This window comes from Amycolatopsis benzoatilytica AK 16/65, from assembly GCF_000383915.1.
Lineage (GTDB): Bacteria > Actinomycetota > Actinomycetes > Mycobacteriales > Pseudonocardiaceae > Amycolatopsis > Amycolatopsis benzoatilytica.
Map to the genome: position 1 here is coordinate 5,365,599 of NZ_KB912942.1, position 20,061 is coordinate 5,385,659.

A 20,061-nucleotide genomic window follows, 5' to 3' on the forward strand; every position below is an offset into this window, starting at 1 on the left:
CGGGTATCGCGGATCCGCTCCGGGTTCCATGACTCGGACGGAATTCGCGTCACCGCCAGCTTGCGGAACCGATCACCGAGCGGCTCCTCTCCCTCCGGAGGCCGGTTGCCCGGGGTGCCGGGGAACGAAGGTAGTTCGTCAGGCCGTAAGCCGCCCGCACCCAGCTCCTCGGCCCGCCGTCAAGCTTGCTCCGCCACGGGTAGCCGGCACACAGCTGATTCAACGACGCGATGAGCGTGGTCGTGAGCGCGACAGCTTCGTCGATGTTCTTGCCGACCGGCTTCTGGGCCCGGCCGGTGTCGGTGTACTCGGCGAGCGCCTTGTTCAGGTTGTCCGCCAAGGGCGCGTAGGCGACGAGCAGTCCGTCCGGCTTGCCGCGGAAGGTACGGTTCACCCGCGCCAACGTCTGCATCAGCAGAGCGCCTTTGAGCGGACGGTCAAGGTAGAGCGTATGCAGCGGAGGCGCGTCGAAACCGGTCAGCATCATGTTTTTGGACGAGGACGATCTGAAGCTCGTCCTCGGCATCGCGGAGCCGCTTCTGGATGACCTTGTTCTGCCCGTCGCGGCGGACATGCCGAGCCCCGGGCATGACGTCCTGAGCCTTGCCGGAATAGACGACTTTGATCACGCCCTTGTCATCGGCATCGTGATGCCACTCGGGCTTGAGCTTGACGATCTCGTCGTACAGGTTGGCGCAGATCTCCCGCGTCGCCCCGACAATGAACGCCTTGCCGGGAGAACCGATGAACTTGCGCATCTCCTCGGACCGCGTCTCCCAATGCGCGAAGATGTCTGCTGCCAACGCCTCCAGACGGGCTGGCGCTCCGTACACGGCGTTGATCACCGCAACGGACTTCTCGATCTTGGCGCGCTCGGCCTCGTCGAGTCCGAGCGTCGCCTCGTCCGCAGCCTTGTCGAGGTCGTCCTCGGTGACGTCATCGATCAGCTTGACCTTGCAGGAGAAAGGGCGCACGTCAGTCGGCGAAGTTCCTACGTGGCTGCGCTGGCGAGCTGATCGGGGTCGGTGTCTGCTGGCTCGGGCGCGGCCGGTCTGCCACAGTGGGAACCGGGGCTCGGAGTTTCACGCGGCGCCGCCGGACGAGGCCGGGACTCCTGCTGGCTGCGCGGGCCCCATGGACGTGGCTACACCGAAACCGTCCGGAACAGGGCGGGAGGCTCTGCCTGCGACAGAGGAGGCGACGGGAGATGGATCAACAGCTGCCACTCGCGAACATCATCACCCTCGGCGTACATGACTTTGGGCGCGAGCGTGAGTTCTACCGCGGACTGGGCTGGCCACACGCATTCGACAGCGACAGCTTCACCGTCTTCGAACTGCGCGGCACCCTGCTCGCGTTGTTCGGTATTGACCAGCTCGGCGCCGATGCTCGCGTTACGCCGGAGCCCGGGCTCGGCGGCATCCGCAGCGCGGTCATCATCACCGTGGATCGGCCGGAGGAGGTCGACGCCCTCATCCGACGCGCCCGCGAGGCCGGTGGCACCGTGACGAAGGAGCCGACGGACGCGGAGTTCTTCGAGGGGCGCGACGCGTACTTCGCCGATCCCGAGAACAACTACTGGGAGGTCGCGTGGGCCGCGGGAGACAATCCGGTTTCTGCGGCGGCTCGGCGCGCCGCCGGCATCCGGTCAGAGTGACGTCCAGATATCAGCGGGCGATGATTGCGGCAGCTTGAGTCCCGAAACGGACTTCGGTGGCAGTCGGGCGCGGTACCGCCAAAAGTCGAGAACACACACGTCAAAGCCAACAGTCCACCTCCTTGCGCGGTTGCACATCACCTTCGGCTGGCCGGGTATCAGACACGAGCGCCAGTGCCCGCCTGTCGATCATCGACGTAATCAACTGTTGACTAAATCCAAAAACAACCGAAACAAGGAAGAAATCCTGCAAATTTCTTATGGTAATTATGCCGTTGAAAACTTGAATTAGTGGAAACTCCAACTAAGGCAGTCAGCGAGCCTGCCAGAAGCTTAACGAGCAGCTGCGGCGTGTCGCGGACATAACGGGCTTCAACACTTGGAGCCGGAGTATTCGTGAGTTTGGCGACGATGATTAGGCATGAACCGACGGTGCCAGACAACGCTATCAGAAAGGTTTCCAACAACTTTCCAATGTAACCCTGCGCATTACACGGAGGAATATGGCAACCAACAGCAAAGTGATACACCTTACGGCAATAATGAGCCAGTCGGCCGGGATTTCCGTCCCAGGTCAGCCGAAATGGTCGCCAAGGCCGCCACGAAGCAGGTCGAAGGCGTGGTTGGCGTTGGCCACGGCCTCGGGGTAAAGATCGTCGGCGCAGCGCCCCTCGGCCAGCTGCCGCCAGTTCAGCTCGACCAGGACCTGGAGGGTCCGGTTGATCTGGCGGGCGGCCAGGTGTGCGGTCGTTTGAGCGGCGTTGGCCGCACGCAACGCGTCGGTCAGCGCGTCGTCGCCGCGGGTTCCGTACTGCTTCAAGCGGGCCCTGAGGCTGTCGGTCATGGAGACCATCCGATAGAAGGCGAGCACCTCAGGGTCGTCGCACAGGCCATAGGCCGGATCGCGCTCGGCCAGTCGGTCCAGGAAGAACCGGTGCAGCGCGGCCAACGGCGTCTCCCCCGCCGCACGGTCTAGGACCACCCGGGCGGTCTCGGTCTCATGGTCGGCGAAGCGGTGCAGCACCAGGTCTTCCTTGGTCGGGAAGTACTTGAACAGGGTGCGCTTGGAGACCTCCGCCGCCTCGGCCACCTCCGCGACCGAGACCCGGTCGAAGCCGGACCTCAGGAACAGTGCGATCGCCGCCTTGGAGATCGCGGTCCTGGTCTGCAGCTTCTTACGCTCTCGCAACCCGGTCACCGGTAAATCCTACACCAAGGCGATAAGTAGACCTGGTATATATATCTACCGGGTTTACCGAAGGAGCGGAGGGGCGATGGAGACCGAGGTCATCGTGGTGGGCGCTGGGCCGACCGGGTTGATGCTGGCCGCCGAGTTGGGCCTGGCCGGGGTGCGGACCGTGGTGGTGGAGAAGCTTGTCGAGCGCAGCGGCCAGTCCAAGGCCGGCGGCCTGCAGCCGCGCACCGCCGAGGTGTTGGACCAGCGTGGCCTGCTCGACAACGTGCTGGACCGCGCGAGGGCGCGGCACGGGGCGGGCGGTCACTTCGCGGCGCTGCCGGTGCCGCTGGACTGCCGGCCCTGGCGGACCCGGCATCCGTGGGGTGTGCCGATTCCGCAGGCCCGGGTCGAGGAGGTGCTGGAGAAGCGGGTCGTCGAGTACGGCATCCCGGTGCTGCGCGGGCACGAACTGGTGGCACTGGATCAGGACACCGAGGGCGTAACCGGGAGCGTGACCGGTCCGGACGGCGAGGCGGTGCGGCTACGCGGGCAATATCTGGTCGCTTGCGACGGCGGGCACAGCAGGGTGCGCAAGCTGGTCGGCGTCGGTTTCCCCGGCACGGCGGGCACGATCTCCGCGGTCGTCTCCGATGTCGTGCTGACCAGCCGGTCGGACGCGGTACCGACCACAGTGGAGCATTTCAGCCGGCACGTCCGCGGCAGGGACGGCCACTGGACGGCACTGTCCCCATTGGATAATGGGTGCTACCGACTGATGTTCGGCTCGCCGACCCGGGTCCCCCGGGATACCCCGGTCGCCTTGGCCGAGGCACGCACCGCACTGCAGGCCGTGTACGGCGAGGAAACCGACCTCCAGGAAATCCGGTGGGCATCGCGGTTCAGCAACGCCTCGCGGCAGGTCGACCGGTATCGGGTGGACCGGGTGTTCTTCGCCGGCGACGCGGCGCACATCCACCTCCCGGTCGGCGGGCAGGGCATCAACCTCGGCATCCAGGACGCGGTCAACCTCGGCTGGAAGCTCGCGGCGCGACTGCGTGACCGGGCGGGAGACGCGTTGTTGGACGGCTACCACGTCGAGCGCCACCCGGTGGCCGCCCGCGTGCTGAACAACACCAGGGCACAGGGCGTGCTGATGAACGCGATCGAGGACGAGAACGTCGCGGCGCTGCGCGACATCGTCCTCGACCTCGCGCGGACACCCGATGGCAACCGTTACCTGGCCGGCATGATTTCCGGCCTCGACGTGCGCTACGGCGACTCGGAGCATCCCCTGGTGGGCTCCCGGATGCCCGATCTCGGGTTGACCACGGCCGTCGGCCCGACCCGGACCTGCGAACTGCTCCGCGGCGGTCGGGGCCTGCTGCTGGAACTCGACGGCCAGGCGACGCTGGCCGGCCACGCGCGAGGCCGGGTCGACCACGTGTCGGCGACCGTGACCGAGAACTGGCGAGACGCGGTGGACGCGCGGGCGGTGCTGGTTCGCCCGGACGGCCACGTGTGCTGGGCAGCAGGTGCGGAGAGCCCAGAAGCCGCGCTGCTCCAATGGTTCGGCCGGTAACGATCGTCCGGGTTCCCCCTCGGACAACGAGGGGGAACCCGGCCACGGAGAGCCTGCTGGCCGATGCGACCAAGGCGATCGAATCACCGCCCACCCCAGCCGAGCGAGGACCGACGTCCATGGCCATCCCGCGCATCGACCGGGACCGCGCTCAGCCAAACCGCGAGCTGTGGGCGCTCGAGGGCGGCGGGGTCGCCGTAGCGCTCCCCGAACACGGTGCCCGAAGCGTGCTCGCGCAGCGCGGCCTCCAGCACGGTGCCCGCGACTCGGCCTAGCACGCGTGCGGTGGTGGCCAGGGTGCAGGCGGTTGATCATGAAGGCTAGAGGACTCAGAGGCGGAGAAGGTCGGATTTGGCGCAGCCGAAAATGGCGCGTTTGATCAGCTTCAGCCGGTTCATATCCCAGCGCACTGTCCGGATAGTGGCGGGCGACGCTACTGCGGGAAACCCTCATGCGAAACCTGCCGTGATTCCTGGCATTTCGGCGTTCGACCGGCCCGCGCGGATGGTCGAATGTCGGGATGCCGGGTGCAGGGCGTCGCTGCCGGTCGACGCGGCGTCGATCGCGGCGACCCGGTTGTGCAGGTCGAATGCCCGCGCGTCGTCGGGACGCGGAATCTCGAGCCGACCGGAGACTCCTGCGGTCTCCTCGATTCAGCGGAGGAGCGCGTGCAGGACACGGGCGTTGGTGTCCGGGTCCGGCGCGTTGCCGGTGATGGCTGGGGTGTGGATGAAGGACTCGGTGATGCGCACGGTCGCGTAGGCCAACTCGTCCGCCTCGAGATCGATGCCGGTGATCCGGTCGCGCTCCCGGTCCGCGCTGATCAGCTGCGCCACGCGGTCGATCAGCCGGCGCTGGAACTCACTGTGGTTCAGCATCGCCAGGCGGGCGAACATTTCGCCCTCTTCGGTCTGCAGCCGGCGGACGCCGGCGTGGCCGATCACCTCGGCACTCCATCGGCTGAGGACCTCCGCCGTGTGGCTGCTCGGCACCTGTTCAGCCACAACCGCGTCGTGCAGGCGGGACAAAGCGCGATCGGTGCTCGCCCAGAGCACTTCGGTCAGCAGCTGCTCGCGCGTGCCCACCCAGCGGTGCAGCGTCACCCTGCTCACGCCGAGTTCCGCGGCTAGCCCCTGGATGTCGATGCGGCGCCCTTGGTTGAACCACTTCCGCGCGAGCTCGAGGGCCGCCAGCGGGGTGGCCTTCGGCGGTGCCGCCCCGTCTTGAAGCTGGCGTTGCAGCGGCGTCGAAAACTCGCCTCGCCCAGGTTGCGCCGCCACTGGTCACCTGACTTCCCGATCTCCGCCGCCGTTCCTGTTGCACATATTACATCTTCCAATCTATGCTCCGCCGTGTAACGCAATGTCGCGTGTGTAACGGAGATGAACATGAACGGTAAAACGTTGCGCGTCCTCGCGGTCGTAGCGGTGACCGTCGCTTCGGCCTGCGGCTTGGTACCCGGCGTGGCGACCGCCGCCACCGAGGGGCGGTTCGCTCCGGTCGATCAGCCCGGTCCGCCACTGTCCGTGCCGCAGTCCGTGCTGGACGCGGCCCTCACCTGCACCGCCAACGCTCGCTCCGCGAGCAGGGAAGTGGTCCTGTTCGTGCCGGGCACCACTTTGACGCCACGCGACGACTACGGCTGGAACTGGTTTCCCGCGATGGACCGGCTCGGGCGCCCGTACTGTTCGGTGACCCTTCCGAACAACGCGATGACCGACGCGCAGGTCTCGGCCGAGTACGTGGTCAACGCCATCCGCCGGGTGCGCCAGCTCAGCGGCCGCAAGGTCGACATCATCGGCCACAGCCAGGGCGGCACCGAGCCGCGTTTCGCACTCCGGTTCTGGCCCGATCTCCGCGCCGACGTCGATGACTACATCGGGCTCGGCGCCACCAACCACGGCAGCATCGTCATCGACGCGATGTGCGTGCCCGGCTGTGCGGAATCACTGTGGCAGCAGCGGTACAACTCGAACTACACGCAGGCGATGAACTCGTACCAGGAAACCTTTCCCGGAATCTCGTACACGCAGATCTACACGCGTACCGACGAGTTCGTCCAGCCGAACCTCGACGGCAACGGCACCACCTCTCTCCACGGCGGGGGCGGTGACATCACCAACGTTGCCCTGCAAGACATCTGTCCCGCCGACGTGGCTTCGGAGCACCTCGCGGTCGGGACCTACGACCCCGTCTCCTACGCCCTCGCACTCGACGCGCTCGACCACCCCGGATCGGCGGCGCCCGAACGGATCGACCGCGCCGTCTGCGGCAAGCTCTACATGCCGGGCGTCGACCCACTGGCGTTCACCGCGAACTATGCGGCTTTGACCGCCGTCATCGCCCAGCAGCTCACGCTCGCCCCGAAGTCATCGCACGGCGAACCGGCCTTGAAGCCGTACACCTTGCGGCAGAACTGACCGCCAACGCCGGCTGGCCGCACACGCCGGGGGGATCAGTGGTGCACCCCGTCGTCGGAGGCACTCGCGCGGAAGGCGATGCCGGTGATGGCCGAGGCCACGATTGAGCCGATGTAGCCGAAGGTACGCAACAGGCCCGATGCGGTGCCGAGTTGGGACGCGAAGACGTGGCCGGCTACCGGCAGAAGATGACGGGGCCGAGCTGACCACGTCGACCTGCGCGCCCGCTATCCGTGGGGAACCGTCTCCAGGACGAATCCCCGGGGCGGCCCGGACAGCGCGGCCTTCGCCTCCGCGCCGAACCGGTCGGCGATGATCTCGGTCGTGCCGGCCTCGATCCCGTCGAGCGCGGTCCGGACGACGTCCACCGGGTCGTTCATCACCGCGTCACTCGCGTGCGTGCGCATGGGATCGGTCGCGGTGGGGCCGAAGACCACGCCGCTGACCAGCGTGCCCTGACTGGCCAACTCGAGCCGGACGCCGTTCGTCAGGCTCTACTCCGCGGACTTGGCGACGGCGTAGGCGTTGTTGACCGGCAGGGTGACGTCCCCGGCCACGGCAGCGGCCGCCGCGACCGACGTGGGTTCGGTGACGTCCAGCGGCAGCGCTGCGGCGTTCGAAGCTGCTGGCAGGTCAGTCGTGCTTCGAGGGTGCCGGGAATGCGGCCAGTCCTGCTTCGGCCAGGCGGGCCGCGCGGCGGACCTCCCGGGCCACGGCGTCGATCGCATCCGGCAAGGGGCGGCCGGGGCGCACGTGGGTGCGAAGAGCGCGGAACTGGACTCGCCACAGGCCGAGGAGCGTCGCCGCGGCGATTTGGGGTTCAGGGTCGCCGGGGCGCAGTCCGGTCCGGGTGGCGAGCGCTTCCGCGGCGATGTCGACGAAGCGGTCGGCGGTGTCGCTCTGGTATGCCCGCAGAGACGGGGTGTTCCGGATCAGGTCGCCGAACTTCCGGTACTGCGCCAGCGCGCGGTCCTGGTCGGCGTCGGCGGCGAGAGCCGCCGCGAGGCCGCCCAGTTCGTGGTCGAGGATCGTCAGCATCGCGCTGACCGGGGTCAGCGCCGGGTCCGGCAGATGGGTGCGCAACGCGTCGGCCGTTGCCTCGAGCCGGTCCAGGAGCAGCGCTTCCTTGCTCGGGAAGTAGTTGAAGACGGTTTTCTCGGACACCCCGCACGCTTCGCCGACGTCGGCCACTCGGACGGCGTCGAAGCCGCGTTCGAGGAACATCCGCGTGGCGGTGTCGGACAGCTGCCTGCGCGTCGCGCGTTTCTTGCGCTCGCGCAACCCCTCGACGGCCGGCCGGCCGGTTCCCGCTGCGGTCATACGGCCATCCTACTTCAGCCACCCGAAAAATTCTGCTACCGTAATTTTATAGCGACTGAAGTTAGGAGGCTGAAAGTGACCGAGATCCACGTCGTTCGCGACTACTCGCACTCGCCGGTGAAGGTCTGGCGGGCCATGACCGACCCGGCGCTGATCCCGTACTGGACCTCGACGGGCAAAGGCGCCCGCGCCGTCGGGTTCGAGCCGGCGGTCGGCAACAAGTTCCAGTTCGTCGCCAAGCCGATGCCCGGCTGGCGGGGGATCGTCGACTGCGAGGTGCTGGAGGTCCGCGAGCGGGAACTGCTGCACTACACCTGGGTGGGCGCGGAGGGGGAGACACCCAGCCACGTCCGCTACCTGCTCGAGCCCACCGCCGAAGGAACCCGTTTCACCTACCACCACACCGGGTTCACCGGCATCGGCGGGTTCGCCATGGCCAAGCTGCTCGGCTCGGTCCGGACCAGGATGCTCACCGTCGGCGTGCCCGCCCTGCTCGCCGAACTGGACGAGACCGGCGCACTGCTCCCGGACGCGACCCGGCGGCTGACGCGACCGTCGCGCCCGTCACGGCGCTGACCGCGGCCCACTCGGGCGCGGCCCGGAACCACGGAAGGAGCCCTAACAACGGGACTCGCCGATCCGGGGCGGAGGCCGCACGATCGTGCCTCCCCCGCGTTTTCGGTTACCCGATGCGCTTTCCGCTCCCGGTCCAGGCCTTGTCCCGCAACACGAACTTCTGGACCTTCCCGGTGGAGGTCTTCGGATGTCGGTGAGCCGCTGCTCGAGGTGTCCACAGACAAGGTCGACACGGAAATCCCCTCCCCCGTCGCTGGTGTCGTTGGCGCGCTCCTCGCCGCCGAGGACGACTCGGTAGACGTCGGGGGCCTCTTGCACGAGTCGGCGAATCCACAAGCCAGATAACGCAGCCCGACAGGGACGGCCCTGTCGGAAGCACGGCGTCTAAGACCGAACCCCGCGAGCAGACCACGGAACCGGGACCTCCGCAGCACATCCCTGAGGCCGAGGCGATCCTGGATGACGCCACACTCTCGTGCCCCAGCGGATACCCAAGACGCCCGCTGACACCGGCTCCCGCGATCTGGCGGGAACAGCGGTCCCGATGTCGCGGCTGCGGCAGATCATCGCCCAGCGCATGAACGAATCCCTGGCTGACGTTCCTGCCGTTCTTCGCGAAGGCGGTCATCGAGACGCTCGTCGCATTCCCCGCGTTCAACGCCTCGGTCGGTGAGGACGGGAAGTCCGTGATCCACCACCGCGGGATACACCTGGCGATCGCGGTGGACAGACCGCGCGGTCTGCTGGTGTCAGTGATCCGTGATGCCCAGGACCTGAGCCTCAGCGGTCTCGCCAGGAAGATCGCGGACGTCGCGGAACGCACCCGCTTGAACACGATCAAGGTCGACGAGCTGAACGGAGGAACCTTCACGATCACCAACATCGGGAGCGTGAACGCTTTGCTCGACACCCCGATCATCAACCAGCCACAGGTCGCGATCCTTGCGACAGGCGCGATCTACCGCCGCCCCGCGGTGGTCACCAGTCCCGACGGCGAGGATCAGATCGCTGTGCGGTCCGAGGATGGCGACGGCAGTCGCACGTCCGGTACCGCCGAAGAGTGCGCGGCTGAGATGCCCCAGGTTTCGGTGAATGTGTCATCGGGATTTCATCGCGGACGCCTACCGTCAGCGGACAGGAACGATCTGTGGTGGTGGCATGGTCGGGTGGTGGCGGGCGCTTTGCCTGCTCATCTACGTGGTCGCGTCGGTCGCGGCTGTGGGATGGGCGGTGACGGTCCAGTGGGAGCTGCGCTGGCCGCGCAGGACGGCGCTGCGACGGCCGTTGTCCATCGACGAGGCCGCCTACCTGCTCGGCGGCGCGACGCGGTTGGCCGACACGGCCATCGTGCGGCTGGTCGACCAGGGGACGCTGCGCGTGTCCAGCACCGGCTTGACGAGGATCGCCGGCGCGGATCTGGCCGAGGCCAGGAAGAACCGGGTGGACGCGGCCGTGCTGCGTCAGCTCAGCCAGTGGCGTCCGACACCGGTCGCCGGTGCGGCACGGGACGCGATCGGCGAACCCGAGTTCACCGCGGTCCGACGCAGGCTCGCCGACCTGGGGCTGATGGCGGGCGGGCGGACGCGTCGTCGTCGTGGTCGCTGGCAGTCGTGCGGGGCAGTGCTCGTGATGTTCACGGTCGGCGCGGTCTGGTTGGTCGCCGAGGCCGGACCACGCCGGCCGGAGGGATGGCTGGGCATCTGCCTCGCCGCGGTGGCGATCTCACCGCTGTGGTGGCGGCGCGACTCCCGCACCATAGGCAGGCTTACCAGCCTCGGCCAGCAGGCAGCGGCACAGATTCGTGCAGACGGGGCGGCCGTCGGTCTGTGGAGCACACCGGCGGGCCTGGTCGCGCTTGGCGGACTGGGTGCCCATCCCGACCCCGACCTGCGCACGCACTTGCAGACCGCCACCACCGAATACGCGATCCCGCGCGGCCCGCTGCCATCGACAAACCGGACCAGCGCAGCCTCCTTCCCCCGCCGCACCAGCCCGCGCCAGGCTACGACCAAACGCCACCACGACCACTGGGGCGGCGGTTGCGGTACCTACGGCGGGAACGGCGGCGGCCACGACAGTCACGGATGCGGTTCTGGGGGCCATGGCTGCGGCGGTGGGCACGGCTGCGGTGGGCACGGCTGAGAGCCCTTGACCGATCCGCGCGTCGCCGCTCAGTTCGTCAACGCGATCTTCTCGATGCTGTCTTTCCTGGTCTTCTCCAACTCCGCGGTGGACACCGACTCGCGGGGCATGGCGACCGGGATGGCCCCGCAGCGCCAGCAGGTCGATATCGCCATCGGCATCCCGTTGACGAGCGCGGCGTTCACCGCGGCCGTGGCGGCTGGGAGCGGACCGGCGGTGGAGCTGTCGGGCATCCAGGTGGCGATCGCCGTCGACGCCTTTACGCTCATCGGTACCGGCGCTCTCCTGCGGCTGGCACTGCACCGGACGTCGCGTTGACCGAGCCGCGCGGAGAGCGCGCGTCAAGTGCGAGTGCACGGGGCTGCGCGCCGGAACCGCGGTGGCTCGGCGAGGACCCCGAACAGCCAGCCCTCGACATGGCGCTGCCCGGCTGCCCGATCCTCGAAGTGCTCGACCCGGCGTCGGCTGTCACCGTGACTGCGGCAGCTTGGGCTGCATGCGGTCCGAAAGCAAAAAGAGCCCGCCGGCGAGCAGGACCGGAAGCCCCACCGTAACGGCGGCGGCGCCCGCGGACAGGGCCAGCAGCGCACCCACTGCCAGCAGCAACCACCCCGCTCGCACGGGCCGGCGCAGGCCGAGCACGCCGAGGGGCACGGCGACCGCGAACACGCTGATGAAACCGACTGGACCGGTCCTCAGGCGCAGCGCCGCGTCGAGCAAGACGAACACCGCCACCACCGCCGCCGCTGCGGTCAGCACCCCGGCCGCCGCATGTGGCCACCGGGCCGCGCAAAACGTCAGGCCGGCCATGGGCACCAGCCAGGCCAGAACGAACAGGACGCCCCGCACCCCGCCCGGGTCGGCCATCGTCTCCCCGATGATGAACAGCCCGCCGAACGCGGCCAGCGCCATCAGCAAACCGAACGCGACGTACTCGGTGATCCGCGCCGGACCTGCCATGTCAGCACCTCCACGACGAGGGTTCTCCCGCACCCGGCATCCGGAACAGGGACGAAGACCCTCGCCCGGCGCGACATTCGACTCTTTCCGCCGGATGGTGAACCGGCGAGGCTCGGCCTCGGCAGCACTGGATCCGCGGACGGAGGCAGAAGTCGTGCAGGACTACACGGTTGACACTCGCCACCAAGCCGAACAGGACACAGCGGTCCTCGAAACCACCTTGTCGGTACCCGAGATCGGTCCCTGGCTGGGCCGGGCGTACGCAACTGTCGCGGAAACCCTCGCCGCCCAGCACCTCCGGCCCACCGGGCCGCCGTTCGCGCGATACTACGGGCCCGACGGAGGCCATTTCCGGGTCGAGGCGGGGTTCCCGGTCGAAGCTCCGATCGCGCCCGCCGGTGAAGTCCACCCCTCGCGGCTGCCGGGCGGCACCTCGGCGGTGACCGTCCACACCGGACCGTACGACGCGATGGAGCCGGCCTACGACGTGATCACTTCGTGGATCCGGTCTCACGGCGGCGAACCGGTGGACGCCCCGTGGGAGACCTATCTCGACGACCCGGGCCAGCACCCCGATCCCGCCACCTGGCACACGGAAATCGTCCAGCCCTACCGAGTGCCCGGTCACTGATCACTGCCGACGGCGATATGCCGGCCCGTGCTCACCTCCGAACCTGTTTCTCGACGCGGCCGCCCCCATGGCAGGTTCCGCGCTTACTGCCGAAAAACCCGCACCCCGGCAGGGGCCTGAACCGCCTCAGGACGGGCGGCCGTCGATAGCCCGGCGGAAAAGCGCTTCGATCTCTTCGCGGGTGGGCCGGGGATCGGCCAGGGCCGCCTGCATGAGCAATCCACAGAACAGTCCGGCCAGGAGGCGGCCGGTGAGCGGATCGGTGCGCAAGCCGTACAACTCGGTCAGTGCCTCGTCCCAGGCGGCACTTGCTTTCCGCAGCCGGGGGCGGTGCAGCGCGGCGACATAAAGGTCGTACTCGACCACCGTCGCCCGGTATTGCTCGTTCACGTACCCCATGACCAGGTCGGCGAGTGCCGCGGCGAAGTCGGCGTCGGGCGGGAGCGCCGCCTCCCATTCCTTCAGCGCGCGCACGTTGTTCTCCGCGGCCTCGTGCAGGGCGACTTCCAACAGGTCGTCCAACGTCGCGAAGTGGTAGGTCGTCGAGCCGAGCGGCACGTTCGCGGCGGTCGCCACTGCCCGGTGGGTCAGCCCGTCGATGCCCCGCTCCGCGACCACCTCGATCGCCGCTTTGGCGATCCGCGCCCGCCGTTCCGGATCATTCGGGCCGCGACGCCGGGTCGAGGCGGGCTCGCTCTTCACCATCGAATCTCCTTGTGGACATCCGTACACACTTCGCGTACAAATGTACGCACTCTTCACGCGCAGCCGCCACCACCTATCGGGGAAGGGGCCGCATGAAAGACCTCTGCATCGACGGCATCTGGCTGGAAGCCTCCGCCGGGACCCGGTCGGACGTGCTGAATCCCGCCACCGGCGAGGTCCTCGCCACCGTCGCCGAAGCCGGGCCGGCGGAAGTCGATGCCGCGGTCAGAGCCGCGAGACGGGCCTTCGACGAGGGCCCGTGGCGCCGCACGACGGCGGCCGAACGCGGCCGGCTCCTGCGCAAAACGGCCGATCTGCTGGTCCGCGACCGCGAAGAGCTCGCCCGTACCGAATGCCTCGACACCGGCAAGACACTGGGCGAAGGCCGCATCGACGTCGACGACGTGACGGACGTGTTCCGCTACTACGCCGACCTCGCAGGCAAAGACGCCGGCCGGATGGTCGACGCCGGCAGCGCGACCGTGGTCAGCCGGATCGTGCACGAACCGGTCGGCGTCTGCGCGCTGATCGCGCCGTGGAACTACCCGCTGCTCCAGATGTCCTGGAAAATCGCGCCCGCGCTGGCCGCGGGCAACACCGCGGTGCTCAAGCCCAGCGAGGTCACCCCGCTGACCACGATCAAGCTGGTCGCGCTCCTGGCCGAGGCGGGCGTGCCGGACGGCGTGGTGAACCTGCTGCTCGGCGACGGCCGCGTCGGCGCGGCGATGGTCGAGCACCCGGGCGTCGACCTCGTTTCGTTCACCGGCGGCTACGCCACCGGCGAGAAGATCATGACCGCGGCCGCGAAGGGTGTCCGGCGCGTCGCGCTGGAACTGGGCGGCAAGAACCCGAATGTGGTTTTCGCCGACGCCGACTACGAAACCGCGCTCGACTACGCGCTGACCGCCGCGTTCGTCCATTCCGGACAGGTGTGTTCGGCGGGCGCGCGGCTGATCGTCCAGGACGCGATCCACGACCGGTTCGTCGCGGATCTCGCCGCGCGCGCCGACCGGATCCGGGTCGGCGACGGGCTCGACCCGGCCACCGAAACCGGTCCGCTCGTCTCCGCCCGGCACCGGGAGAAGGTCGAGGCGTACCTCCGCGGCGCCATCGACGCGGGCGCCACCCTGCGCGCCGGCGGCCGACGGCCCGAGGAACCCGCCCTGCGCAACGGGTTCTTCCTGCGGCCGACGGTTTTTTCCGGCTGCACCAGAGACATGGCCATCGTCCGGGAAGAGGTATTCGGCCCGGTCGTCACGGTGGAGAGCTTCGCCGAGGAGGCCGACGCGATCGCGTTGGCCAACGACACCGAATACGGGCTCGCCGGGGCGGTGTGGACGTCGGACGCGTCCCGTGCCCAGCGAGTCGCCGCGGCCCTGCGCCACGGCACCGTGTGGATCAACGATTACCACCCCTATCTGCCGCAGGCGGAGTGGGGCGGGTTCGGCCGGTCCGGCATCGGCCGCGAGCTCGGACCGGCCGGGCTCGCGGAGTACCAGGAAAGCAAACACGTCTACCAGAACATCGATCCCGTTCCGCAGCACTGGTTCAAGGGTTGATTCCCCTTCCCCCACCACGTGAGGACGCACCCGATGACCATAGATTCGAAACCGGCGGGCGGGGGGCGCGCCGCCGACGACAGCTCCGAGCTCGCCAAGTTCGGGTACCGCCAGGAGCTCGAGCGCTCGCTCGGCTCGTTCTCCAGCTTCGCCGCCGGGTTCAGCTACATCTCCATCCTGACCGGCGTGTTCCAGCTGTTCTTCTTCGGCTTCGGCTCCGGCGGCCCGGCCTTCATCTGGACCTGGCCGCTGGTCTTCCTCGGCCAGCTCGCGGTCGCCCTGTGCTTCGCCGAACTGGCCGGCCAGTTCCCGCTCGCCGGCTCGGTGTACCAGTGGGCCAAGCAGATCGCGAAACCCGCGACCTCGTGGCTGGCCGGCTGGATCATGATCATCGGCGCGATCGTCACCGCGGCCGCGGTCGCGGTCGCCTACCAGATCATCCTGCCGCAGGTCTCGACCGCGTTCGAGATCGTCGGCAGCGCCTCCGACGCCGGCCAGACCTCGACGCCGGGCGGCGCGGAGAACGCGATCATCCTGGCGCTGGTGCTGGTCGTGTTCGCCACGATCGTGAACATCATCGGCGTCAAGCTGATGGCGAAAATCAACAACTTCGGCGTCGCCGTGGAACTCGGCGCGAGCCTGCTGCTGGTGATCGCGCTCGTCGTCCACCTCAAGCGCGGGCCCGGCCTGGTCTTCGACACGCACGGCACCGAGAGCGGGCACTCGTGGGGCTACCTCGGGGCGTTCCTGGTGGCGTCTCTGATGAGCGCGTACGTCTTCTACGGCTTCGACACAGCGGGGTCGCTGGCCGAGGAGACGACGCAGCCGCGGCGGCACGCGCCGCGGGCGATCCTGCGCGCGCTCAGCGCGGCGTTCATCGTCGGCGGGCTGATCATGCTGTTCGGCATGATGGCCGTCGGCAACCTGAACGCACAGGAGCTGACCACCTCGGGCATGCCGTACCTGTTGAAGAGCACTCTCGGCGAAGGGCTTGGCGACGCCTTCCTGATCTGCTCGGCCATCGCGATCACCGTGTGCTGCCTGGCCGTGCAGACCGCGGCGATCCGGATGGCCTGGGCGATGGCCCGCGACGGCCGCCTGCCGTTCAGCCGCGCGATGGCGAAGGTGTCGCCGCGGTCGAAGACGCCGGTGCTGCCCGCCCTGCTCACCGGCGGCCTCACCGTCGTGGTGCTGCTGATCAACCTGGGCAACCAGCGGGCGTTCTTCATCCTCACCTCGACCGCGATCGTCCTGTTCTACATCCCGTACCTGATGGTCACCGGGCCGATGCTGGTGCGCCGTCTGCGCGGGCACTGGCCCACCGCGGAGCACGGCCCGTACTTCAAGCTCGGCCGCTGGGGCACCGTGGTCAACCTGGTCGCGGTGCTCTACGGCGGCGCGATGACGGTCAACCTGATCTGGCCGCGGCCCGAGGTCTACGGCAGCGACCACTGGTACTTCCAATGGGGCGCGGTGATCGTCACCGGACTGATCGTCGTCGTCGGCGCGATCATGCTCTACGTCCGTCGCCGCACCTGGGGTTCCGCGCACACCAGTCCCGAGCACCTGCCCGCGGGCACCCCGGACACGCTGCCCGGCTGAGGAGGACGCATGAGTTCCGAAACCTACGACTTCGTCATCGTCGGCGGCGGCTCGGCGGGCTGCGCGCTCGCGAACCGGCTGTCCGCCGACCCCGCGAACAAGGTGCTGGTCCTGGAAGCCGGCCGGTCGGACTACAAGTGGGACGTGTTCATCCACATGCCGGCCGCGCTGACGTTCCCGATCGGGTCGAAGTTCTACGACTGGGGATACCGCAGCGAACCCGAGCCGCAGCTGAACCGGCGTCGCGTCTACCACGCGCGCGGCAAGGTGCTCGGCGGATCCTCCAGCATCAACGGGATGATCTTCCAGCGCGGCAATCCGATGGACTACGAACGCTGGGGCGCCGACCCTGGAATGTCCACTTGGGACTATGCGCACTGCCTGCCGTACTTCCAGCGTATGGAAAACTGCCTCGCCGATCCGCCGAACGGGAAGTGGCGCGGCCACGACGGCCCACTGGAGCTGGAACGCGGACCGGCGACGAACCCGTTGTTCAACGCCTTCTTCGACGCCGCCGAGCAAGCGGGCTACCCGCGCACCGACGACGTCAACGGCTACCGGCAGGAAGGCTTCGCGGCCTTCGACCGGAACGTCCGAAAAGGACGGCGGCTGTCCGCCGCGCGCGCTTACCTGCACCCGGTGCAGGGCCGGCCCAACCTGACAGTGAAGACGCACGCGTTCGTGTCGCAGATCCTCTTCGACGGCAACCGCGCGATCGGCGTCGAGTACGCGCAAGGCCGCGGCGCGCCGGGCGAGGTGTACGGCAAGGAGATCATCCTCTGCGGCGGCGCGATCAACACGCCGCAGCTGCTGCAGCTCTCCGGCGTCGGGAACGCGGCGGAGCTGGAAAAACTCGGCATCGACGTCGTACGGGATCTGCCCGGCGTCGGCGAGAACCTGCAGGACCACCTGGAGGTGTACATCCAGTACGCCTGCAAGCAGCCGGTGTCGATGCAGCCGTCGCTGGCCAAGTGGAAACGGCCCTACATCGGCGCGCAGTGGCTGTTCCTGCGGTCCGGTCCGGCCGCGACCAACCACTTCGAGGGCGGCGGCTTCGTCCGCTCGAACGACGAGGTGGCGTACCCGAACCTGATGTTCCACTTCCTTCCGGTGGCGATCCGGTACGACGGTTCAGCACCCACCGAAGGGCACGGCTACCAGGTGCACGTCGGCCCGATGTACGCCGACACCCGCGGGTCGGTGAAGATCACCTCCACCGATCCGCGGCAGCACCCGGCGATCAAGTTCAACTACCTGTCCACCGAGACCGACCGCAAGGAATGGGTCGAAGCGGTGCGGGTGGCGCGGAAGATCCTCAACCAGCCCGCGCTGGAGCCGTACAACGGCGGGGAGATCTCGCCCGGGCCGTCGGTCGAGACGGACGAGGAGATCCTGGACTGGGTCGCCAAAGACGCCGAAACCGCACTGCACCCGTCGTGCACCGCCAAAATGGGCGTGGACGAGCGGTCGGTGGTCGACCCACAGACCATGCGGGTGCACGGCACCGAGGGCCTGCGGGTAGTCGACGCGTCAGTCATGCCCTACATCACCAACGGCAACATCTACGCCCCGGTGATGATGACCGCCGAGAAAGCCGCCGACCTGATCCTCGGCAACACCCCGCTGGCCCCCGTCAAGCTGCCGTTCTACCGGCACGGCGACAAGGCCGCGAGGTAAGCCGAGGAGCCGATGGCCCGTTCCGCCGCTCCCCGGCACGGGCCATCGGCACATCCCGAGCCCGCAGAAGGAACCCGCGAAGGCCGCCGGGCCGAATTCCCGCATCAATGACTCGGTAGTCGCGTGCACCGAGCTCGGCCGAGGTCGTCGACCAGCCACTTCGTCCGAACAGACGGACGCTGTCGGCAGCGAACCCACGAGGTGCCGCAGGAGAGTCGTCTTGCCGCACCCCGACGGTCCGAGGACCACCGGGACCGGTCCCGCCGGCACCGACCCCCGGACACCGGTTCTTCGCCGAGAACCGCCGTCACGTCTTCGAATTCGATCTCCGAGGCTAGCGGCGCGCGCCATGCGCTCACCTCCGCACAGCCGGCTGCACCGCGAGCGAACTTCATGGCGCGGCAGACCAGTCGAGGGTCTCCACCTTCAACCGGCCGTTCGCGTGGTCTCCGCGCAGTACCTTCTTGTCAAACTTCCCCACGCTGGTGCGGGGAATCTCCTCAACGAAGGCCCACCGCTCCGGCAGCCACCACCGCGGCAGCTTGTCCGCCAACCAGGATCGGAGTTCCCCCGGCGAGACGACCGCTCCCTCGCGAAGGACGACAGCCGCCAGCGGGCGTTCCTGCCAGCGCTCGTCCGGCGCGGCGATGACCGCCGCTTCGAACACGTCGGGGTGCCCCGCCAGGGCGGATTCAAGCTCGACCGACGAGATCCACTCACCGCCGGACTTGATGACGTCCTTCATCCGGTCGGTCAGCGTCAGGAAGCCTTCGGCGCTGAGGTGCCCGACGTCGCCCGTTCGCAGCCATCCGTCGTGGAAGCGCGCGTCGTCGTCGACCTGGTAGTACGAACCGGTCACCCACGGGCCTCGGACCTCCAACTCGCCGACGGCCTGCCCGTCCCGCGGCTGAGGCGTGCCGTCGTCGCCGACGATCCGCATCTCGACCCCGCAGACCGGGCGTCCCTGCGTCGCCCGCATCCGCCACGCGTCGGCCGGTCCCGCGGTGACCGCTGGGCGGGCCACCGACGCCAGCGGCGAGGTCTCGGTCATTCCCCACGCCTGCAAGATGGTCACCCCGAGCCGGTTCTCGAAGGAATCCAGGAGAGAGCGCGGCACCGCGGACCCGCCGCAGACGACCAGCCGCAACGACGAGAAGTCCAGGCCGGGTTCCTTCTCCGTGTGCAGGAGCACGTCGTTCCAGATCGTCGGCACCGCCCCGGCCACGGTGGGCCGTTCCGTGTGGACCATCCTGGCCAGCGGAGCCGCCTGCATGAACCGGTCCGGCATCAGCAGTTCCGCACCGGCCATCAGGGCCGCGTACGGCAGGCCCCACGCGTTGGCGTGGAACATCGGCACGACCGGCAGGATCCGGTCCTGCTCCGCGATGCCCAGTCCGTTGCCCGTGCAGGCGGCCATCGAGTGCAGGTACAGCGAACGGTGGCTGTACACCACTCCCTTCGGGTCGCCCGTCGTGCCACTCGTGTAACACATCGCCGCCCCGGCGTCCTCGTCCGCGTCGGTCCAGGCGAACTCCGCTGACTCCGCGGCGAGGGCGTCTTCGTAGCGGAACACCGCCTTGCCGCTGCCCTCCAGCCCTGCCAAGTCACCGTCGTCGCCGGTGACCAGCACGACTTTGACCGTATCTAGCCCGGGCAGGACGCGGGCCAGCAGCGGCACGAGCGACGAGTCGACGATGACGACCTTGTCCTCGGCGTGTCCGGCGATGAAGCAAATCTGCTCGGCAGACAACCGGATGTTGAGCGGGTGCAGCACCGCGCCCATAGCGGGCACCGCGGCGTACGCCTCCAGGTGCTCCTGGTTGTTCCACTGGAACGTGGCCACCCGGTCGTCGCCGGCGATCCCGAGGCGGCGCAACGCATTGGCGAGCTGACCGCACCTCCGGCCCACCTGCTCGTAGCTCGACCGGCGGAACCCGCCGTCCGTCGCGGTGATCACCCGCCGGTCGCCGTGGACCTCCACGCCGTGGCGCAGGATCGACGCGACCGTGAGCTGGGTTCCCTGCATGGTGCTGAGCATTACTTGACCTCCGTCACG

Annotated in this window: 21 protein-coding genes and 2 pseudogenes; 13 read left to right on the plus strand and 10 right to left on the minus strand. The window is 68.5% G+C overall.

The window, feature by feature from the left end:
• Positions 1-49: 49 nt before the first annotated feature.
• Both AMYBE_RS46330 and AMYBE_RS46335 read right to left on the minus strand, forming a co-directional pair.
• A complete protein-coding gene (locus tag AMYBE_RS46330) occupies positions 50-526 on the minus strand; it encodes a type I restriction enzyme subunit R domain-containing protein (RefSeq protein WP_425386912.1) in 477 nt (158 codons plus the stop codon).
• A complete protein-coding gene (locus AMYBE_RS46335) occupies positions 438-974 on the minus strand; it encodes a hypothetical protein (RefSeq protein WP_027927968.1) in 537 nt (178 codons plus the stop codon). The genes AMYBE_RS46330 and AMYBE_RS46335 overlap by 89 nt, the downstream gene beginning before the upstream one ends.
• A 233-nt stretch (positions 975-1,207) precedes the next feature.
• Between AMYBE_RS46335 and AMYBE_RS42285 the strand changes: the two genes are divergently transcribed.
• Entirely contained in the window at positions 1,208-1,657 is a 450-nt protein-coding gene (locus AMYBE_RS42285; RefSeq protein ID WP_020662059.1) for a VOC family protein, read from the plus strand.
• A 574-nt stretch (positions 1,658-2,231) separates the two neighbouring features.
• Here the strand turns inward: AMYBE_RS42285 and AMYBE_RS0124650 are convergent.
• A complete protein-coding gene (locus AMYBE_RS0124650) occupies positions 2,232-2,855 on the minus strand; it encodes a TetR/AcrR family transcriptional regulator (RefSeq protein ID WP_020662060.1) in 624 nt (207 codons plus the stop codon).
• Between the two features lie 76 nt (positions 2,856-2,931).
• On the opposite strand from AMYBE_RS0124650, the gene AMYBE_RS0124655 reads away from it, so the two are divergent.
• Together AMYBE_RS0124655 and AMYBE_RS45065 are read left to right on the plus strand one after the other, a co-directional pair.
• The gene (locus AMYBE_RS0124655) at positions 2,932-4,413 is read left to right on the plus strand and encodes an FAD-dependent monooxygenase (RefSeq protein ID WP_020662061.1); all 1,482 of its coding nucleotides are present in this window, start codon (positions 2,932-2,934) and stop codon (positions 4,411-4,413) included.
• 119 nt (positions 4,414-4,532) lie between these two features.
• Positions 4,533-4,688 carry a hypothetical protein gene (locus tag AMYBE_RS45065; RefSeq protein ID WP_020662062.1) on the plus strand — a complete coding sequence of 52 codons (156 nt, stop codon included), beginning with the start codon at positions 4,533-4,535 and terminating at the stop codon, positions 4,686-4,688.
• 378 nt (positions 4,689-5,066) lie between these two features.
• Here the strand turns inward: AMYBE_RS45065 and AMYBE_RS0124665 are convergent, their stop codons facing one another.
• Positions 5,067-5,693, minus strand: coding sequence for a TetR/AcrR family transcriptional regulator (locus tag AMYBE_RS0124665; protein WP_020662063.1), 627 nt, complete (start codon positions 5,691-5,693; stop codon positions 5,067-5,069).
• Positions 5,694-5,801: 108 nt separating this feature from the next.
• On the opposite strand from AMYBE_RS0124665, the gene AMYBE_RS0124670 reads away from it, so the two are divergent.
• Positions 5,802-6,833 (plus strand): esterase/lipase family protein, encoded by a 1,032-nt coding sequence (locus AMYBE_RS0124670; RefSeq protein WP_154676293.1) that lies wholly within the window; start codon positions 5,802-5,804, stop codon positions 6,831-6,833.
• Positions 6,834-7,060: 227 nt separating this feature from the next.
• Here AMYBE_RS0124670 and AMYBE_RS42290 read toward each other — a convergent pair whose 3' ends face one another.
• Positions 7,061-7,300 carry a Rossmann-fold NAD(P)-binding domain-containing protein gene (locus tag AMYBE_RS42290; RefSeq protein ID WP_020662065.1) on the minus strand — a complete coding sequence of 80 codons (240 nt, stop codon included), beginning with the start codon at positions 7,298-7,300 and terminating at the stop codon, positions 7,061-7,063.
• Between the two features lie 166 nt (positions 7,301-7,466).
• Positions 7,467-8,153 (minus strand): TetR family transcriptional regulator, encoded by a 687-nt coding sequence (locus tag AMYBE_RS0124680; RefSeq protein ID WP_020662066.1) that lies wholly within the window; start codon positions 8,151-8,153, stop codon positions 7,467-7,469.
• Positions 8,154-8,228: 75 nt separating this feature from the next.
• Between AMYBE_RS0124680 and AMYBE_RS0124685 the strand changes: the two genes are divergently transcribed.
• From AMYBE_RS0124685 to AMYBE_RS0124700, 5 genes and pseudogenes are all read left to right on the plus strand, one after another.
• Positions 8,229-8,729: an SRPBCC family protein gene (locus AMYBE_RS0124685; RefSeq protein ID WP_020662067.1), complete on the plus strand. Its 501-nt coding sequence runs from the start codon at positions 8,229-8,231 to the stop codon at positions 8,727-8,729.
• 201 nt (positions 8,730-8,930) lie between these two features.
• Entirely contained in the window at positions 8,931-9,074 is a 144-nt protein-coding gene (locus tag AMYBE_RS46340; protein ID WP_169515335.1) for a biotin/lipoyl-containing protein, read from the plus strand.
• Between the two features lie 248 nt (positions 9,075-9,322).
• Positions 9,323-9,748 (plus strand): annotated as a pseudogene (locus AMYBE_RS44200) (2-oxo acid dehydrogenase subunit E2); the annotation flags it as partial.
• Between the two features lie 139 nt (positions 9,749-9,887).
• The gene (locus AMYBE_RS0124695) at positions 9,888-10,871 is read left to right on the plus strand and encodes a TIGR04222 domain-containing membrane protein (RefSeq protein ID WP_020662069.1); all 984 of its coding nucleotides are present in this window, start codon (positions 9,888-9,890) and stop codon (positions 10,869-10,871) included.
• A 6-nt stretch (positions 10,872-10,877) separates the two neighbouring features.
• The gene (locus AMYBE_RS0124700) at positions 10,878-11,189 is read left to right on the plus strand and encodes a hypothetical protein (RefSeq protein WP_020662070.1); all 312 of its coding nucleotides are present in this window, start codon (positions 10,878-10,880) and stop codon (positions 11,187-11,189) included.
• 150 nt (positions 11,190-11,339) lie between these two features.
• Here AMYBE_RS0124700 and AMYBE_RS0124705 read toward each other — a convergent pair whose 3' ends face one another.
• On the minus strand, positions 11,340-11,831 hold the full coding sequence (locus AMYBE_RS0124705) for a hypothetical protein (RefSeq protein WP_020662071.1): 492 nt from the start codon (positions 11,829-11,831) through the stop codon (positions 11,340-11,342).
• A gap of 154 nt (positions 11,832-11,985) precedes the next feature.
• On the opposite strand from AMYBE_RS0124705, the gene AMYBE_RS0124710 reads away from it, so the two are divergent.
• A complete protein-coding gene (locus AMYBE_RS0124710; protein ID WP_020662072.1) occupies positions 11,986-12,462 on the plus strand; it encodes a GyrI-like domain-containing protein in 477 nt (158 codons plus the stop codon).
• Positions 12,463-12,588: 126 nt separating this feature from the next.
• Here AMYBE_RS0124710 and AMYBE_RS0124715 read toward each other — a convergent pair whose 3' ends face one another.
• Positions 12,589-13,167 (minus strand): TetR/AcrR family transcriptional regulator, encoded by a 579-nt coding sequence (locus AMYBE_RS0124715; RefSeq protein WP_020662073.1) that lies wholly within the window; start codon positions 13,165-13,167, stop codon positions 12,589-12,591.
• Positions 13,168-13,259: 92 nt separating this feature from the next.
• Between AMYBE_RS0124715 and AMYBE_RS0124720 the strand changes: the two genes are divergently transcribed.
• Genes AMYBE_RS0124720 through betA form a run of 3 tightly spaced genes read left to right on the plus strand, consistent with a single transcriptional unit; the run spans position 13,260 to position 18,005 of the window.
• Positions 13,260-14,726 (plus strand): aldehyde dehydrogenase family protein, encoded by a 1,467-nt coding sequence (locus AMYBE_RS0124720; RefSeq protein WP_020662074.1) that lies wholly within the window; start codon positions 13,260-13,262, stop codon positions 14,724-14,726.
• A gap of 33 nt (positions 14,727-14,759) precedes the next feature.
• Positions 14,760-16,328 carry an amino acid permease gene (locus tag AMYBE_RS0124725; protein ID WP_020662075.1) on the plus strand — a complete coding sequence of 523 codons (1,569 nt, stop codon included), beginning with the start codon at positions 14,760-14,762 and terminating at the stop codon, positions 16,326-16,328.
• 9 nt (positions 16,329-16,337) lie between these two features.
• Positions 16,338-18,005: a choline dehydrogenase gene (gene betA, locus AMYBE_RS0124730; protein ID WP_020662076.1), complete on the plus strand. Its 1,668-nt coding sequence runs from the start codon at positions 16,338-16,340 to the stop codon at positions 18,003-18,005.
• Positions 18,006-18,197: 192 nt separating this feature from the next.
• On the opposite strand, the pseudogene AMYBE_RS46800 reads toward betA, so the two are convergent.
• A pseudogene (locus tag AMYBE_RS46800) lies at positions 18,198-18,356 on the minus strand (ATP-binding cassette domain-containing protein); the annotation flags it as partial.
• A gap of 40 nt (positions 18,357-18,396) precedes the next feature.
• Positions 18,397-20,043, minus strand: coding sequence for a long-chain fatty acid--CoA ligase (locus tag AMYBE_RS0124735; protein ID WP_020662077.1), 1,647 nt, complete (start codon positions 20,041-20,043; stop codon positions 18,397-18,399).
• Positions 20,044-20,061 lie beyond the last annotated feature (18 nt).

Excerpts from the sequence above, each read along its gene's own strand:
- AMYBE_RS46330 (WP_425386912.1), bottom strand. The coding sequence starts at position 526 with ATGCCGAGGACGAGCTTCAGATCGTCCTCGTCCAAAAACATGATGCTG.
- AMYBE_RS42285 (WP_020662059.1), top strand. The coding sequence starts at position 1,208 with ATGGATCAACAGCTGCCACTCGCGAACATCATCACCCTCGGCGTACAT.
- AMYBE_RS0124655 (WP_020662061.1), top strand. The coding sequence starts at position 2,932 with ATGGAGACCGAGGTCATCGTGGTGGGCGCTGGGCCGACCGGGTTGATG.
- AMYBE_RS45065 (WP_020662062.1), top strand. The coding sequence starts at position 4,533 with ATGGCCATCCCGCGCATCGACCGGGACCGCGCTCAGCCAAACCGCGAG.
- AMYBE_RS0124670 (WP_154676293.1), top strand. The coding sequence starts at position 5,802 with ATGAACGGTAAAACGTTGCGCGTCCTCGCGGTCGTAGCGGTGACCGTC.
- AMYBE_RS0124680 (WP_020662066.1), bottom strand. The coding sequence starts at position 8,153 with ATGACCGCAGCGGGAACCGGCCGGCCGGCCGTCGAGGGGTTGCGCGAG.
- AMYBE_RS0124695 (WP_020662069.1), top strand. The coding sequence starts at position 9,888 with ATGGTCGGGTGGTGGCGGGCGCTTTGCCTGCTCATCTACGTGGTCGCG.
- AMYBE_RS0124705 (WP_020662071.1), bottom strand. The coding sequence starts at position 11,831 with ATGGCAGGTCCGGCGCGGATCACCGAGTACGTCGCGTTCGGTTTGCTG.
- AMYBE_RS0124715 (WP_020662073.1), bottom strand. The coding sequence starts at position 13,167 with ATGGTGAAGAGCGAGCCCGCCTCGACCCGGCGTCGCGGCCCGAATGAT.
- AMYBE_RS0124720 (WP_020662074.1), top strand. The coding sequence starts at position 13,260 with ATGAAAGACCTCTGCATCGACGGCATCTGGCTGGAAGCCTCCGCCGGG.
- AMYBE_RS0124725 (WP_020662075.1), top strand. The coding sequence starts at position 14,760 with ATGACCATAGATTCGAAACCGGCGGGCGGGGGGCGCGCCGCCGACGAC.
- betA (WP_020662076.1), top strand. The coding sequence starts at position 16,338 with ATGAGTTCCGAAACCTACGACTTCGTCATCGTCGGCGGCGGCTCGGCG.
- AMYBE_RS0124735 (WP_020662077.1), bottom strand. The coding sequence starts at position 20,043 with ATGCTCAGCACCATGCAGGGAACCCAGCTCACGGTCGCGTCGATCCTG.